This is a genomic window from Caulobacter sp. BK020, from assembly GCF_004342605.1.
Taxonomy (GTDB): Bacteria; Pseudomonadota; Alphaproteobacteria; order Caulobacterales; family Caulobacteraceae; genus Caulobacter.
Genome location: NZ_SLZL01000014.1, coordinates 17,841 through 32,386, shown reverse-complemented (window position 1 = coordinate 32,386; position 14,546 = coordinate 17,841). Strand labels below are relative to the sequence as shown.

General features: G+C 70.5%; 13 protein-coding genes. 6 read left to right on the top strand and 7 right to left on the bottom strand.

Annotation, left to right across the window (positions count from 1 at the left end):
* Positions 1-106: 106 nt before the first annotated feature.
* Positions 107-991, top strand: coding sequence for a LysR family transcriptional regulator (locus EV278_RS16850; protein WP_132093994.1), 885 nt, complete (start codon positions 107-109; stop codon positions 989-991).
* Here the strand turns inward: EV278_RS16850 and EV278_RS16845 are convergent.
* On the bottom strand, positions 988-1,587 hold the full coding sequence (locus EV278_RS16845) for a glutathione S-transferase family protein (protein WP_132093991.1): 600 nt from the start codon (positions 1,585-1,587) through the stop codon (positions 988-990). The genes EV278_RS16850 and EV278_RS16845 overlap by 4 nt on opposite strands.
* 110 nt (positions 1,588-1,697) lie before the next feature.
* Between EV278_RS16845 and EV278_RS16840 the strand changes: the two genes are divergently transcribed.
* Positions 1,698-2,165, top strand: coding sequence for an Lrp/AsnC family transcriptional regulator (locus EV278_RS16840; RefSeq protein WP_132093988.1), 468 nt, complete (start codon positions 1,698-1,700; stop codon positions 2,163-2,165).
* A 121-nt stretch (positions 2,166-2,286) separates the two neighbouring features.
* On the opposite strand, the gene EV278_RS16835 is transcribed toward EV278_RS16840, so the two are convergent.
* Positions 2,287-3,426 carry an aminotransferase class I/II-fold pyridoxal phosphate-dependent enzyme gene (locus tag EV278_RS16835; RefSeq protein WP_132093985.1) on the bottom strand — a complete coding sequence of 380 codons (1,140 nt, stop codon included), beginning with the start codon at positions 3,424-3,426 and terminating at the stop codon, positions 2,287-2,289.
* 146 nt (positions 3,427-3,572) lie between these two features.
* On the opposite strand from EV278_RS16835, the gene EV278_RS16830 reads away from it, so the two are divergent.
* Positions 3,573-4,061, top strand: coding sequence for a VOC family protein (locus EV278_RS16830; protein ID WP_132093982.1), 489 nt, complete (start codon positions 3,573-3,575; stop codon positions 4,059-4,061).
* Positions 4,062-4,133: 72 nt separating this feature from the next.
* Here EV278_RS16830 and EV278_RS16825 read toward each other — a convergent pair whose 3' ends face one another.
* From EV278_RS16825 to EV278_RS16815, 3 genes are all read right to left on the bottom strand, one after another.
* Positions 4,134-4,355, bottom strand: a complete 222-nt coding sequence (locus EV278_RS16825; protein ID WP_132093978.1) for an alkylphosphonate utilization protein — start codon at positions 4,353-4,355, stop codon at positions 4,134-4,136.
* Between the two features lie 74 nt (positions 4,356-4,429).
* Complete coding sequence (locus EV278_RS16820; protein WP_132093975.1) at positions 4,430-5,338, bottom strand: tyrosine recombinase; 909 nt, start codon at positions 5,336-5,338, stop codon at positions 4,430-4,432.
* 196 nt (positions 5,339-5,534) lie between these two features.
* A complete protein-coding gene (locus EV278_RS16815) occupies positions 5,535-6,980 on the bottom strand; it encodes a hypothetical protein (RefSeq protein WP_132093972.1) in 1,446 nt (481 codons plus the stop codon).
* A 120-nt stretch (positions 6,981-7,100) separates the two neighbouring features.
* Between EV278_RS16815 and EV278_RS16810 the strand changes: the two genes are divergently transcribed.
* Both EV278_RS16810 and aroB read left to right on the top strand, forming a co-directional pair.
* A complete protein-coding gene (locus EV278_RS16810) occupies positions 7,101-7,685 on the top strand; it encodes a shikimate kinase (protein ID WP_132093969.1) in 585 nt (194 codons plus the stop codon).
* On the top strand, positions 7,682-8,791 hold the full coding sequence (gene aroB, locus EV278_RS16805; protein WP_132093966.1) for a 3-dehydroquinate synthase: 1,110 nt from the start codon (positions 7,682-7,684) through the stop codon (positions 8,789-8,791). The genes EV278_RS16810 and aroB overlap by 4 nt, the downstream gene beginning before the upstream one ends.
* A gap of 66 nt (positions 8,792-8,857) precedes the next feature.
* On the opposite strand, the gene EV278_RS16800 is transcribed toward aroB, so the two are convergent.
* Both EV278_RS16800 and EV278_RS16795 read right to left on the bottom strand, forming a co-directional pair.
* Positions 8,858-10,093 carry a histidine-type phosphatase gene (locus EV278_RS16800; RefSeq protein ID WP_132093963.1) on the bottom strand — a complete coding sequence of 412 codons (1,236 nt, stop codon included), beginning with the start codon at positions 10,091-10,093 and terminating at the stop codon, positions 8,858-8,860.
* Between the two features lie 83 nt (positions 10,094-10,176).
* Complete coding sequence (locus EV278_RS16795; RefSeq protein WP_132093960.1) at positions 10,177-12,915, bottom strand: TonB-dependent receptor; 2,739 nt, start codon at positions 12,913-12,915, stop codon at positions 10,177-10,179.
* A 334-nt stretch (positions 12,916-13,249) separates the two neighbouring features.
* Here EV278_RS16795 and EV278_RS16790 point away from each other — a divergent pair, with 334 nt between their 5' ends.
* Positions 13,250-14,533, top strand: a complete 1,284-nt coding sequence (locus EV278_RS16790; protein ID WP_132094241.1) for an HlyC/CorC family transporter — start codon at positions 13,250-13,252, stop codon at positions 14,531-14,533.
* The last annotated feature ends 13 nt before the right edge of the window (positions 14,534-14,546 follow it).

The following is a 14,546-nucleotide window of genomic DNA, read 5'->3' as shown; positions in this document are numbered from 1 at the left end:
TCGGATGCCGCCGGAAGGCCTGGCCTCCGACGATGGGAAGATGGGCGCCGGACCACGCGACGATAAGCGCTTGAAGTCTCAACGGACTGCTGAGAAATACTCAGCAATGGAAGCCCGCCCCCTGCCCGACCTCGCCGTCTTCGCCCTGGTGGCCCAGCATCGCAGCTTCCGCGCCGCCGCCCAGGTGCTGGGCGTTTCGGCCTCGGCCCTGAGCCACACGATGCGCAACCTGGAGGCCCGGCTGGACGTGCGGCTGCTGCACCGCACGACCCGCAGCGTCGCGCCCACCGAGGCCGGCGAGCGGCTGCTGACCCGGCTGGCCCCCGCCCTGGCCGACATCGACGCGGCCCTGTCGGAAGTGGCGGCCTTCCGCGACCGGCCCTCGGGGCGGGTGCGGATCAACATCGCCCGCTCGGCGGCCCGCTGGCTGGTCGGTCCGCGGATCGGCGGCTTCCTGAACGCCTATCCGGACGTGCGGGTCGAGCTCGTCTGCGATGACGGCCTCTCCGACATCGTGGCCGGCGGCTTCGACTGCGGGGTGCGACTGGGCGAGAGCCTGCAGGCCGACATGATCGCCGCCCCGCTCGGCCGCGAGCTGAGCCAGGCCCTGGTCTGCGCGCCGTCCTATGTCGCGGCCCACGGCGCGCCGACAAGGCCCGAGGACGTGCTGAACCACCGCTGCCTGCTGTTCCGGCGGGGCAACGGCCAGCCCTGGCCGTGGGAGTTCGAGCGTCAGGGCCGCGAGGTGGTGGTCAATCCGCCCGGCGTGCTGGTCAGCGACGAGAACGAAGTCATCCGTCGCGCCTGTCTGGACGGCGCGGGCCTGGCCTTCCTGCTGCGCGACCTAGTGGCGCCCGACATCGAGGCCGGTCGCCTGGTCTCGCTGCTGGACGACTGGTGCGAGCCGTTCCCCGGCTTCTTCCTCTATTATCCCAGCCGCCGCCAGCTCTCGCCGGCCCTGCGGGCGTTCATCGACTGGATGCGGGCCTAATCGAACGGCGCGGCCTGGAAGGCCGGCGTGGCTTCCGCCCGCGCGGTCAGGGCCGCCAGGCTGGGATAGGCGCCCGCCTCCACCGACTCCGGCAAGGTGCGGACCGCGAAGGTCCAGGCCACCGCGCTGGTCAGCCACGCCTGCGAGCCCTCCAGCCAGGCCGGCGGCGAGGCCAGTTCCGCCTCCAACAGGCTCCAGGCCGCGCCGAGCTGGGTCCGCACCCGGTCGATCCAGGGGGCGTGATGCTTCTCCTGGGGGCGCAGGTTGAACTCGTAGACCAGCGACACGGTCTTCTCGCACGCGGCCAGGGCCAGGCCGACGATCCGCTGGGCGCGGGCGTGGTCGGCCAAGGGTCCGGGGCCCAGGCGCCGCCCGGCCAGCCGCTCCAGGTGCTCGATGATCACGCTGGAGTCCATCAGCACCACGCCGTCGTCAGTCACCAGGGTCGGCGCCTTGACCACCGGATTGATCGCCGCGAAGGCGTCGTAGTGGCGAAACACCGACACCGGCTCGTGCGCGAACGGCAGGTCCAGCAGCCGCAGGGTCACCGCCACGCGCCGCACATAGGGTGAATCCAGCATTCCGATCAGTCGCATCGCGCACTCCCTTGTCGACGAGGCGGAATAGCCGACCCGCGAGCGCGAGGGCATGGCCATTCATCGGTCAAAGTGCGATAATTCCGATGAATTCAAGGCGAGAACCGTACATGCCCCTCCCCGACGGTCTCGACGCCAAGGACGTCGCCATCCTCGAAGCGCTGCAGGTCGATGGCCGGATCTCGCTGTCGGAGCTGGGCCGTCAGGTCGGCCTGTCGCAGCCGGCGATGTCGGAGCGGGTCAAGCGTCTGGAAGAACGCGGAATCATCACCGGTTACGGCGCCCGGATCGACCCGCGGGCCCTGGGCCTGTCGCTCGGCGCCGTCATCCGCCTGAAGACCACCCACGAACACATGCGCGCCTGCCTGGAGACATTCGAAAGACTGCCCTACCTGGTCGAGATCCATCGGGTGACGGGCGACGACTGCTTCGTGCTCAAGGCGCTGGTTCCCTCGGCCGGCGACCTGGCGACGATCGTCGACGCCATCGGCCGCTTCGGCCCGGTGACCACCTCGGTGGTGTTGCAGAGCCAGCCGCCGAGGCCGATCGGCAAGGCGCTGCTGGCGGCGCGGCGTTAGGGCGGATTGCGCCAGCTCTGGGGCCTGAAAACCTCGTCCTTCGACAAGCTCAGGATGAGGTTTTCTACTGATTAGGCCTATCCATGGTCCTCATCCTGAGCCTGTCGAAGGACGAGGACCACTAGGCCGCCATTCGCGCCGCGAACCACGGGGTGATCCGCCGCAGGGCTTCTTCCACCTCCGCCGTCGAGACCGCGAAGCTGAAGCGGATGAACCGGCGGCCGTCGACCGGGTCGAAGTCGACGCCGGGGGCGGTGGCCACGCCGGTGTCGCGCAGCAGGGCCTCGCAGAAGGCCAGGCTGTCGTCGGTCAGGTGGCCGATGTCGGCATAGATGTAGAAGGCTCCGTCCGGCGGGGCGATCGAGGCCAGGCCCAGGGCCGGCAGGGCGTCCAGCAGCAGGGCGCGGTTGGCGCGGTAGACGGCGACATGGCCTTCCAGCTCGTCCAGGCAGTCCATGGCGACCAGGCCGGCGTGCTGGCTCAGCGACGGCGGGGTCAGGAACAGGTTGCCCATGAAGGCCCGCGCCCGCGGAACCTGGTCGGCCGGAACGACCACCCAGCCCAGCCGCCAGGCGGCCATGCTGAAGTATTTGGAGAAGCTGTTGACGACCAGGGCGTCGGGCGCGAAGGCCAGCATCGAGCGGGCCGGCTGGCCATAGCTGAGGCCGTGATAGATCTCGTCGGAGACGATGCGGATCCCGCGGTCGCGGCAGACGCCGGCTATGGCCTCCAGCTCGGCGGCGGGAATGATCGTGCCGGTCGGATTGGCCGGGCTGGCGATGATCGCTCCAGCCGGCGCGGGGTCCAGGGCGGCCAGGTGGGCGGCGGTCAGCTGGAAGCGGCTTTCGGCCCCGCAGCCGATCTCGATCGGGACCAGGTTCAGGGCTTTCAGCGTGTTGCGATAGGCCACGTAGCCCGGCCTCGCCAGAGCCACCCGGTCGCCCGGCTGGAAGTTCGAGGCCAGGGCCAGCACCAGGGCCGGCGAGGCGCCGCAGGTCAGGATGATCCGCTCGGGATCGACCTCGACCCCGTCCAGCTCGGCGTAGCGCCGGGCGATCGCCGCCTTCAGCAGGGGGCTCTCCCAATAGCCCATGCCGTCGGTGTCCAGCACGTGATGCGCCGTGGCGATCGCCGCCTTGGGCGCGCCGGTCGAGGGCTGGCCGAACTCCATGTGGATGATCGACTTCCCCTCGGCCTTCATCTGGTGGGCCAGGCGGCTGATGGCGATGGCGTGGAAGGGTTCGATCTCGGAGGCGGACATGACAGCGTAACTAGTCCGCGGCGGCGGGAGCGGCAACGGCGGCGTTGGGGACCCGCCGGTGGGTCCATCAAAATCGTGCACCGATGTCGGACCTGGCGCATCCTGATCGTCCTTCGCTCGACACCCGCGCCAACGGAGGACGCCCCATGTCCAAGATCACCCCCTTCCTGTGGTTCGACACCCAGGCCGAGGAAGCCGCCAACTACTACGTTTCGCTGTTTCCCAATTCGAGGATCACCAGCGTCGCCTACTATCCCAGTGACGCCCAGCCGCCCGCCGGGCCGCCCGGGCGGGTGATGACCGTCGGGTTCGAGCTGGACGGCCAGCCCTACACCGCCCTGAACGGCGGCCCCCTGTTCCCCTTCACCGAGGCGGTGTCGTTCGTCGTCCATTGCGCCGACCAGGCCGAGGTCGACCGCTACTGGGACGCCCTGATCGCCGACGGCGGCCGGGAAAGCCAGTGCGGCTGGCTGAAAGACAAGTACGGCCTGTCCTGGCAGATCACGCCCCAGGAGCTGCTCGACCTCTATTCCAGCCCCGACAAGGCCGCCGTCAGCCGGATGTTCGCGGCCATGATGCAGATGGTGAAGCTGGACATGCCCAAGCTGAAGGCGGCGTTCGAGGGGACCGCCTGAAGTCGCCATCGAGGTCGATCGGGGACAGGCGCATGCGCCTGTCCCCGGCCGCGCATAGCTTTGCCTGAGCCTCTACGCCTTCTTGACGAACTCGGTCCGCAGCACCAGGCCACGCACCTTGTCGACATTGGCCTCGATCTCGTCGGGGTCGCCGGTCAGGCGGATCTTCCGGACCAGGGTCCCGCGCTTCAGCGTCACGCCGCCCGAGCCCTTGACCTTCAGGTCCTTGATCAGGGTGACGTTGTCGCCGTCGGCCAGGATCGCGCCGTTGCTGTCGCGGGTTTCGTCGGACATGCCATTCTCCTTGAAAAGAGGGCTCCGGAAAGGTGGCGCTTCCTATCGGGCGGACCGCCCGTTGTCACCCGTCCTCACCCCTTTCTCGCCAGCGGGTGCTTGGACTTGACCACCTGCGCCAGGTGATCCCCCGCCACGTGGGTGTAGATCTGGGTGGTGGCGATGTCGGCGTGGCCCAGCAGGGTCTGGATGACCCGCAGGTCGGCGCCGCCCTCCAGCAGGTGGGTGGCGAAGGCGTGGCGCAGGACGTGGGGGCTGACGGCCTCGCGGTCCAGGCCGGCGGCGATGGCGGCGTCCTCCAGCAGCTGCGACACCCGCCGGCCGGTCAGCCGCCCGCTCTTGGCCCGCGACGGGAACAGCCACGGGCTGTCCCTGACGCCCTTTGGCAGGAATTGCGGCCTTGCCTCCAGATAGGCCTTGACCGCCGCGCGGGCCGCGTCGTTCAGCGGCGCCAGCCGCTCCTTGCCGCCCTTGCCCTTGACCATCAGGAAGGCTGGGTCGCGCGCCACGGCGGCCAGGGGCAGGTTCAGCAGTTCGGAGATCCGCAGGCCCGAGGCGTAGAGCAGCTCGATCATGCAGGCCAGCCGCAGGCCCTGGGCCCCGTCCCTGGCGGCGGCGGCCGCGATCAGCCGCACGACGGCGTCACGCGACAGCACCTTGGGCAGGGGTCGGCCGGCCTTGGGGGCCGCGACCCGGCGCGAGGGATCATCGTCCCGCCAGCCCTCGCCCAGCACGAAGCGGTAGAACTGGCGCAGGGCCGAGCGGCGGCGGGCGGCGGTGGCCGGCGACAGGCCGCGCGCGCCCAGGTCGGCGAAATAGGCCTCGACGGCCTCGGCCGAGGCGCCGTCCAGGTCGCCGCGCGAGGCCAGGAACAGCCGGGCGTCGGCCAGGTCCTTCTCGTAGGCGGTCAGGGTGTTGCGGGCGGCGGCCCGCTCGACGGCCATCATCTCGAGGAAGGCGTCGATCCAGCTGACGGCCTTCATGCGCTTTCAGCCCCCTCCAGGGCCGTCATCCCGGGCCTTGTGCCCGGGACCCCTGTTTCAGCCTGCGCGTGAAGTGCAAGCGGTTCGCCAGCGAACCGCCCCTTCCGCACCTGCGGCGGACAGAGGGGTCCCGGGCACAAGGCCCGGGATGACGATGAAAAGAAAAAGGGTGAAATGACCGCTCCAGGCGTCATCGTCATTTGACCTGCAGCGCCAGCAGCCCCTCCACGGCGAAGGCGCGGGCGTCGGCTTCCAGGCCAGCCTTCAGCAGGGCGCGGACCAGCCTGGCGCGGTCGACGGGGCCGGGGCCCGCCGGACCGGCGTCGGCGGCGATCGACAGGGCCAGCAGGGCCGCCTCCCCCTGGCGGCCGGCGGCGGCCGCGTCGTCCAGCACGATCAGCCGTCCGGCGGGGGCGGCCGACTTGCCGGGATCGAAGGTCGCCAACGACGCGCGGGCGTCGGGACCCAGGGCGCCGCCGAGCGACGCCAGGATCAGGGCGGCCGGCTGGGCGGGGGACTTGGCGCCGCCTTGGGCGCCGCGCTCGATCAGGCCGTCGAGGACCTGGCTGTCCGCCTTGCCCCCGGCGGCGGCCAGGGTCGCGTCCAGCAAGGCGAGGTCGGCGGCGGTGGCGCCGGCGGGCAGGGTGTCGCTGGTCAGCTTGCCCCGGATCGCCTGGGCCGTGGCCGGGTCGCCGGCGGCCAGGGCGGCGCGGGCCAGCAGCATCGGGTCCTCCAGCGGCGCGTCGGCCCGCGCCAGGGCGGCGACGGCCGGCTGGGCGGCCCTGGCGGCTTCGGTGAAGGCGGCCAGGCCCTTGGCGCCGCGCAGGCCCGCGACCGCCGAGGCCTGGGCGGCGGTCAGGTCGGTCGGCGAGGCCGCGTCGGCGGGCTTGATCGCCGCCTTCAGGGCCGGCGAGGCGGTGGCGACGGCGGCGGCCGACGACACGTCCAGCCCCAGCTTGCGCGACAGGGCGTAGTTGATCCCGTTCTTCAGGTTGGCCGCCCCGGCCGGCGTGCCGGACAGCAGGGCGTTCATCAGCCGGGCGTAGTCGGCGTCCTTGGTCTGCTGGGCGGCCAGGGTGAAGGTCAGCTGGGCGGCGTCGTGCTGGCCGCCGACCGCCTGGCAGAAGGCCCGCAACCGCAGCCAGTACGGCGCGCCGCGCTCGACGCTCAGCGCCTCGCCGATCCTGCAGGCCTTGTCGTCGGCCCCGGTGATCAGGGCCGCCTCGGCCGCGGCCAGCGACAGCGGGGCGCTGGCCGCCACGCCAGGGACGCGGTCGAGCACGGCGTCGGCCCCCTTGGCCTCGCCCAGGGCGATCAGGGCCATGGCCCGGCTGGCGCCCAGCTCGGGATTGTCGCCGATCCCGGCCGGGGCGTTGGCGCCGGTGGACAGCACCCGCCGCGCCAGGGCGGCGGCGGCGGGCGACAGCGGCTTGGCGGCCAGCTTGGGCAGGGCTTCCCTGGCGACGCCCGGCGAGGCGTCCTTCCACAGGTCGCCCGACAGCCCCGTCTGGCCGGCCGGCGGCGAGAACAGGTCCGGCGCGGCCAGGGACTGGACCTGCACCTGGGCCCAGGCGGGCGCCACGGAGAGCAGCGCCGCCAGGACCAGCGCCGAACAGGAGGTGAGTCGCTTGGAAGAAGCCATGGTTCAACTATGCCGCAGGACCGAGGTTGGCGAAACGTTTCGCCCTTTCGGACACCCTGGACGCGGCTTTGGTCCAAACCTTGGCGGGAGGCCCCGCCCTCGTGTAAACCGCGCCCAGGCATGACCGACGACACCGCCCTTTCCAGCCCCGACCCGAGGGCCGCCCTGCGCCGCAAGACCATCGTCCTGGTCGGGCTGATGGGGGTGGGCAAGTCCAGCGTCGGCCGCCGCCTGGCCGCGGCCCTGGACCTGCCGTTCCGCGACGCCGACAACGAGGTCGAGGCCGCCGCCGGCCGCTCGATCCCCGAGATCTTCGCCGAGATGGGCGAGCCGGCCTTCCGCGACGGCGAGCGGCGGGTGATCGCCCGGCTGCTGGACGAGCCGCCCCACGTGCTGGCCACCGGCGGCGGGGCCTTCGTCAACGCCGAGACCCGCGCCCTGATCAAGTCCAAGGCCATCGCCGTCTGGCTGAAGGCCGACCTGGAGCTGCTGGCTCGCCGAGTCAGCCGCAAGGACGGCCGGCCGCTGCTGAAGGGCCGCGACCCGATGGACGTGCTGCGCGAGCACGCCCGCCTGCGCTATCCCGCCTATGGCGAGGCCCACCTGACCGTCGAGACCGGCGACACCCCGCACGCTGTGGCGGTCGACGCCGTGATCCAGGCCCTCAAAGGCCACCTGCAGAAGTCCGAAAGCGAGCTCAAGTGATCACCACCATTCCCGTGGGCCTGGGCGCGCGCGCCTATGACGTGGTCGTCGGCACGGGCCTGATCGACCGGGCGGGCGAGCACATCGCGCCCCTGCTCAAGCGCAAGCGGGTGGCGGTGGTCACCGACACCCATGTCGGCGAGCACCACGGCGAACGGCTGGCCAACGCTCTGGAGCACGCGGGGGTCGCGACCGACGTGATCCTGGTCCCGCCCGGCGAGGAGACCAAGAGCTTCGAGGGCCTGGCCGAGCTGTCGGACCGGCTGCTGGCCCTGAACCTCGAGCGCGGCGACATGGTCGTGGCGTTCGGCGGCGGGGTGGTCGGCGACCTGACCGGCTTCGCGGCGGCGATCTACAAGCGCGGCATCGACTTCATCCAGATCCCGACCACCCTGCTGGCCCAGGTGGATTCGTCCGTGGGCGGAAAGACCGCCATCGACACCCCGCGCGGCAAGAACCTGATCGGCGCCTTCCACCAGCCGCGCCTGGTGCTGGCCGACCTCGACATCCTGGCCACCCTGCCCGCCCGCGAGCTGGCCTGCGGCTATGCGGAGATCATCAAGTACGGCCTGCTGGGCGACTTCGCCTTCTTCGAGTGGCTGGAGACCCATGTGAAGGCGGTGCTGGAGCGCGACACCGCCGCCCTGGTCCGCGCCGTCGGCCGCTCGGTGGAGATGAAGGCCGAGATCGTCGCCGAGGACGAGAAGGAAGCCGGCCGCCGGGCCCTGCTGAACCTGGGCCACACCTTCGGCCACGCCGTCGAGGGCGAGATGGGCTTCGGCGACGCGCTCAAGCACGGCGAGGCCGTGGGGCTGGGCATGGCCCAGGCCTTCCGCTTCTCGGTCCGCCAGGGCCTGTGCTCGGCCCAGGACGCCGTCCGCGCCGAGGCGGCGATCAAGGCCGCTGGCCTGCCGACCCGTCTGTCGGACGTCCGCCCCGAGCCGTTCAGCGCCGACGCCCTGATCGCCCACAGCGCCCAGGACAAGAAGGCCGAGGGCGGCGCCCTGACCTTCATCCTGGTCCGCGGCATCGGCGACGCCTTCGTGGCCAAGGACGTCGACCGGGCGGCGCTGCGGGCGTTCCTGATCGAGGAAGGGGCGGTTTAGGGCGGCCGCAGTATTCAAGAAGTCGCGCCCCAAACGTTCGTCATCCCGGGCCTCGTGCTATGGCCCCTAGTCCGCCGCCAGCCGCCGGTCCAGGCCGGCCAGGAAATCCTCCAGCCTGCAAGGCCCCTGGCCGGGCGTCTGGCACGTCAGCGTCAGTGCGCGCCGAGCCGGCGGATTGGCCAGCGACAAGGGCGTGAGGCTCCGGAGCTGGTCGGGGGTCTGGGCCTCGTAATAGGCGGCGACGAACCGGCGGCCCTGGGCGTCGATGAGGACCTGCAGCTCCAGGGCGCCGCCGATCGGCGGGTCGTCCTGGCCGTAGCCGTCCATCTTGAAGTGGGCGCCGATCAGGCTGGCCAGGGCGGCGATGTTGTTGTCGTGGCCGACGAAGATGTTGACGGCCGGCGCGTCCTTGGCCGCCAGGATGCCGGAGATCCGCCGCGCCATCGGCCCGCCGATCCGCCGGGCCATGTAGCGCGGCCGGGCGTGGATGTCGAACAGCAGGGCGTGCAGGCGCGAGACGTCTTCCAGCGTCCGCGGCGTCGCGCGGCCCCAGCCCACCTGGCCGAGCGGAAGGCCTTCGGCATATTGCAGCATGAACACCTGGGCCGTGCCCGACAGGACGGAGATCGGCCCGTCCAGCACAAGGCCGCCGCCGTCGGCGCTGGGCTCCAGGCCCGTCCGGGCCGAGGCGATGTCGCACGGCGGTTGGGCGCGGTCGCAGCCCAGCACGCGCTCCATCTCGCGGATCTCGCCGGCGTAGGGGGCGACCAGGGCGGCCGGACCGCCGGTCTCGGCGGTGATCGCGGCGACGGCGTCGGCGGCCTTGAATTCGACCGCCTTGGCCTCGAGGGGGTGGAACAGCGGATCCTCGGTGTCGCGCGGCTGGTGGCCCACGGCCAGGCCGCAGCCCGGCGCGAAACCCTCGGCGAACGCCTCGCCGCTGGCGATGGTGCGCTGGGCGGTGTTGGTCCAGATGGCGACGGCGCCGGACGTGGGACAGCCCTTCGGCGCGGTCAGGCCCAGGCTGGACAGGCGCTGGCGATCATAGGCGCCCATCAGCCGCGCGGCCTCGCGACCGTGCGACGTCAGCAGGCTGGGCGGCGTGCTCCAGACCGGCCAGGGCGGATGGGCGTAGGCGTCGACCGCCGCCTCGCCCGGCAGCGGGGCGCGGACGCCGTGGCGATACAGCATCACCGTCCGCTCGACCTTGAGCGGACCGGACGGGCCAGGGTCCTGGGCCGCCGCGACGCCGCCGAGGGCCAGCACCGCCGCGCAGGCGAAGATCGAAAGGAAGGGCTTCATCAGGCGCGCCTGTCGGTGAGGGTCGGCGCGACGTCCGCGCCCTGGGGCGGGTCCCGGCCACGGGCGGCCGGGACCCGTCGGGGTCAGTAGGCGTATTTCAGGGTCAGCAGGCTGGTGCGGCCCGAGTCCACCACGTCGGAAAGCGCCAGGCTGTGCTGGCCGATATGCGACCAGTAGCTTTCGTCCTTCAGCAGGTTGGCCACCGACAGGTCCAGCTTGACGCCGTTGTCGAAGGCGTAGCCGACGTGCAGGTCGACGTTGCGCTGCGGCCGGACCCACAGATTGTCCCACTCGCCCGGCTGGTCCAGCACGTCGTAGTCGGCCACATAGGCGCCGGTATAGTGGTAGATCACGTCGAAGCTGAAGCCGCCCCTCTGGTAGAACAGCTGGGCGTCGGCCAGCCAGTCCGGCGCGTTCTGGATGCGGTTGTCGACGCCGTCGCCCAGGTCGACGCTGGTCCACTGGCGGGTGACGTTCAGCCCCGCGCCCAGGCCGCCGAGCAGGCCCGGCAGGTCCGAGAACTTCTGCCGCAGCTGCAGCTCCACGCCGTAGACGTCGCCGTCGCCGCCGTTGGTGGGCTGGCTGGTGGTGACCTTGCCCTCGGTCAGGGTGTCGGAATTCACCGGGCTGGAGCCGTTGTCGTACAGATAGTCCGACAGGTGCTTGTAGAAGCCGCCGACCATGGCGTAGCCGCCCTTGGCGTTGCTCCACTCGCCCGACAGATCCAGGTTGATCGCCTTGATCGGCTTGAGGTCGGGATTGCCCTTGGTGATCGAGACGTTGCCGTCGTCGCTGACCTGGCGGCGCTCGCCCCCGGCCAGCTGGATGAAGGCTGGGCGGGTGTAGGAGGTCCAGACCGAGCCGCGATAGACCGCCGCCCCGCTGGGCCGCCAGGTCAGGAACAGGCTGGGCAGGACCTCGTCATAGGTGGTGTCGCTCTTGGCCCAGTTCCCGGTCTGCTGACCGGCGCTGGTGGTCGGGATCACCCAGTAGGTGTTGTCGATCTTGGTGTGCTCGTAGCGCAGGCCCGGCATGACCTCGACATCGCCGAACTGGTAGTCCGCCGTGGCGTAGAGCGAGGCCACCGCCTCGTCGCCCTTCTGGGTGTTGCAATTGTAGTTGTTGACGGCGTTCGAGCCGCAGGTGTCGAAGCTGGCGTCGGTCTTGTACTTGTAGAAGTACTCGAACAGCTTGTCCTGGCTGACCTTCGGGACCCGCCACTCATACTCGCCCGGATAGATGTGGTCGTAATAGCCGGTGGTCAGGCCCAGGCTGTCCCAGGTCAGGCCGCCCTGGCCGATCAGGTTGGCGAAGTGGTCGTTGGTCCAGTCGCGGTTGGTGACCCGGCGGTGGCTGTCGACATATTTGCCGCCCAGCTTGACCCACTGCAGGGCGCCGCCCTCGAAGACCCGCTTGGCGTCGAACTTGAAGCCATACTTCTGCTGGCCGCTGTACTGCTCGGTCAGCTGGCCGGCCCGGCGGGCCAGCAGGGCGGAGCCGGCGTTGTTCAGGTCGTTGTAGATGTCGGGGGTGAGCAGCGGTCGGGGCAGGTCGTCGGTATAGCCCATCGACAGGCCGCCCAGCGGCCGGTTCGAGCCGCTGTTGAAGCGGTCGCTCTGGTTGATGCGGGCCGAGGCCTCGATGTGGTTGGGGCGGTCGTTGTCGCCCTCGCTGTAGAACAGCTGCGGCGACAGGGTCCAGGCCCCCAGGGTCTTGTCGCCGCCCAGCTGCAGCGTGCCCAGGTCGGCCTTCTCGGGGTTGGTCTCGTACCAGACGCGGGTGGAGATCGCGTCGACGCTGAGGGCGTAGCGCCCGGAGCCGGCGACGGCCTCCTTGTAGCTCTTGGCGGCGCTGACATACTGGCTCAGCGTCGAGTTCTGCTGGGTCTTGGCGTTGGCGTAGGAGCCGCGCAGATAGACGTCCAGCGTATCGTCCGGGCGCCAGTCCAGCGTGAAATTGCCGCCCCAGCGCGCGGTGTAGCCGTTGGAGACGCCGAAGTTGGCGCCGGTCTGGGTGATGTTCTGCTCCGGATCCAGGCCGGGATAGCTGGCGCCGTCCTTGTCCTTGACCAGGAAGCCCCAGCCGCCGTCATTGCGGGCGGCCATGACCCCGGCCATCTCGCTGTTGGCGTAGTTGCGCTTGTCGTAGAAGGCGCTGGCATAGACGCCGAACGTCCGGTTCGCCCCAAACTGGTGGGCCCACTCGCCCGAAAGCCCGCCGCCCAGGCCCTTGTCACCATAGTCGCGAGCCCGGCTCTCGACGCGGCCGGAGGCGGTGATCGAACCATGGTAGTCGTCGTGGTAGTCGAAGGCCGAAGGCGTGCGGAAATCGACCGTGCCGCCGATGGCGTCGCCGTCCATGTCGGCGGTCGAGGTCTTGTTGAGCACGATGGTGTGCAGGCCCGAGGGCGGCAGCAGGCTCAGCTGGACCTGGCGGCTGTAGGGCATGCCCTGGGCCACGGTCACGCCGTTGATCATGTTGACGTTGAACTCGGCGTTCAGGCCGCGGATCGACACGAACATGCCCTCGCCGCGCGAGGCGCCGTCGATGCCGCCGAAGAAGGACGAGCCGGTGTTCATCACATTGACGCTGGGCATCATGCCCAGGGCCTCGGCGACGTTGTGGACCGCGGTGTGCTCCAGGTCCTCGGCCGACAGGATCGCCACCGGGGTCAGGGCGTTCATCTGGGCCTTGGCGGCGTCGTTGCGCTTGGCGACGATGACCAGCGAGTCGACCGTCGTGGGGTCGCCGGCGTCCGCCGCGGGTTCCGCCGCCCGGGCCTGGCCGGCCATCAGGGCCGCCGTGGCCAGGGCGCTGGCCATCAGCGCGCGTCTACGAAGTCCAGCCCGGCGCGCGTGCGTCGACGCCGCGCCTGTATCGATGATCCGGTGCATGAGCCCCTCCTGCGAATGAAGTCGGGGGAGCCCATGGCATGGCTATGTGACAGTTTTCTCGCAAACCCACAAAATTACCACCAAACCTCCAAATAAATCCGTCGCATGAGGAGCATATCCACAAAAAATCCGCAACTTACACGAACCTTGTTGAAGACCGTCACCCCGGGCGAGCACGCGGCGCGAAGATCCGGGACCAGGGCGCAAACCCCGGGCGATAGCCCTCCCCCTCGCCGCGCGCGCGGCGTACAACCGTTCCATGATCCTGACCGCCATTCTCGGCCTCGCGCCGATCATCATCGGCCTGCTGGCCCTCTCGGCGTTGTTCTCGGCCGCCGAGACTTCGCTGACCGCCGCCTCGCGGGCCCGCATGCACCAGCTGGAACGCGAGGGAGACCGGCCGGCCCAGCGGGTCAACACGCTGCTGTCCGACCAGGAGACGATGATCGGGGCGGTGCTGCTGGGCAACAACCTGATCAACATCCTGGCCTCGGCCCTGACCACCCAGGTGCTGACCGCCGCCATCCCGGGCCCCTGGGGCGTGGCGGCGGCGACCGGGGCGATGACCGTGCTGGTCCTGGTGTTCGCCGAGGTGCTGCCCAAGACCCTGGCGATCCTGAAGTCGGACGACGTGGCCCGCTTCCTGTCGGGGCCCACCCTGCTGGTGGTGCGCCTGTTCGGCCCGATCATCTACGCCATCCAGTGGGTGGTGCGCCGTACACTGCGCCTGTTCGGCGTCAAGCTGACCATGGAGGTCGACGTGCTGGCCGCCCATGAGGAGATCCGCGGCGCGGTCGAGTACCACCACTCCGAAGGCGGGGTCGAAAGCGGCGACCGGCGGATGCTGGGCGGGGTGCTGGACCTGTCGGACATGGACGTCTCTGAGATCATGGTCCACCGCAAGTCGATCACCCTGATCGACGCCGACCTGCCGATCCGCGAGCTGGTGGCCGAGGCGCTGGAGGCCCAGCACACCCGCATCCCGCTCTATCGCGAGAACCCCGACAACATCGTGGGCGTGCTGCACGCCCGCGACCTGCTGCGCGCCCTGGCCGCCGCCAACGGCGCGATCGACGACATCGACGTGGCCGCCATCCAGCGCGAGCCGTGGTTCATCCCCGACACCACCAACCTGAAGGACCAGTTGAACGCCTTCCTCAAGCGGCGCAGCCACTTCGCCCTGGTGGTCGACGAGTACGGCGCCCTGCAGGGGCTGGTGACCCTGGAGGACATCCTCGAGGAGATCGTCGGCGAGATCGAGGACGAGCACGACACCAAGGTCGAGGGCCTGCGTCCGCAGCCCGACGGCTCGGTGCATGTCGACGGCCACGTCACGGTCCGCGACCTCAACCGGGCGATGGACTGGCGGCTTCCCGAGGGCGAGGCGGTGACCATCGCCGGCCTGGTGATCCACGAGGCCCAGACCATCCCCGAGCCGGGCCAGATCTTCATTTTCCACCACCACCGCTTCCAGGTGCTGCGCCGCCAGCGCAACCAGGTCACCGGCCTGCGGATCAGCGGACGGCTGGACGAGAGCGCCCGCTGATCGCCTTGCGTCG

What these genes read in the sequence shown, in the direction of transcription:
- EV278_RS16850 (WP_132093994.1), top strand. Translation starts at nt 107, where the DNA reads ATGGAAGCCCGCCCCCTGCCCGACCTCGCCGTCTTCGCCCTGGTGGCC.
- EV278_RS16845 (WP_132093991.1), bottom strand. Translation starts at nt 1,587, where the DNA reads ATGCGACTGATCGGAATGCTGGATTCACCCTATGTGCGGCGCGTGGCG.
- EV278_RS16840 (WP_132093988.1), top strand. Translation starts at nt 1,698, where the DNA reads ATGCCCCTCCCCGACGGTCTCGACGCCAAGGACGTCGCCATCCTCGAA.
- EV278_RS16835 (WP_132093985.1), bottom strand. Translation starts at nt 3,426, where the DNA reads ATGTCCGCCTCCGAGATCGAACCCTTCCACGCCATCGCCATCAGCCGC.
- EV278_RS16830 (WP_132093982.1), top strand. Translation starts at nt 3,573, where the DNA reads ATGTCCAAGATCACCCCCTTCCTGTGGTTCGACACCCAGGCCGAGGAA.
- EV278_RS16825 (WP_132093978.1), bottom strand. Translation starts at nt 4,355, where the DNA reads ATGTCCGACGAAACCCGCGACAGCAACGGCGCGATCCTGGCCGACGGC.
- EV278_RS16820 (WP_132093975.1), bottom strand. Translation starts at nt 5,338, where the DNA reads ATGAAGGCCGTCAGCTGGATCGACGCCTTCCTCGAGATGATGGCCGTC.
- EV278_RS16815 (WP_132093972.1), bottom strand. Translation starts at nt 6,980, where the DNA reads ATGGCTTCTTCCAAGCGACTCACCTCCTGTTCGGCGCTGGTCCTGGCG.
- EV278_RS16810 (WP_132093969.1), top strand. Translation starts at nt 7,101, where the DNA reads ATGACCGACGACACCGCCCTTTCCAGCCCCGACCCGAGGGCCGCCCTG.
- EV278_RS16800 (WP_132093963.1), bottom strand. Translation starts at nt 10,093, where the DNA reads ATGAAGCCCTTCCTTTCGATCTTCGCCTGCGCGGCGGTGCTGGCCCTC.
- EV278_RS16795 (WP_132093960.1), bottom strand. Translation starts at nt 12,915, where the DNA reads ATGGCCAGCGCCCTGGCCACGGCGGCCCTGATGGCCGGCCAGGCCCGG.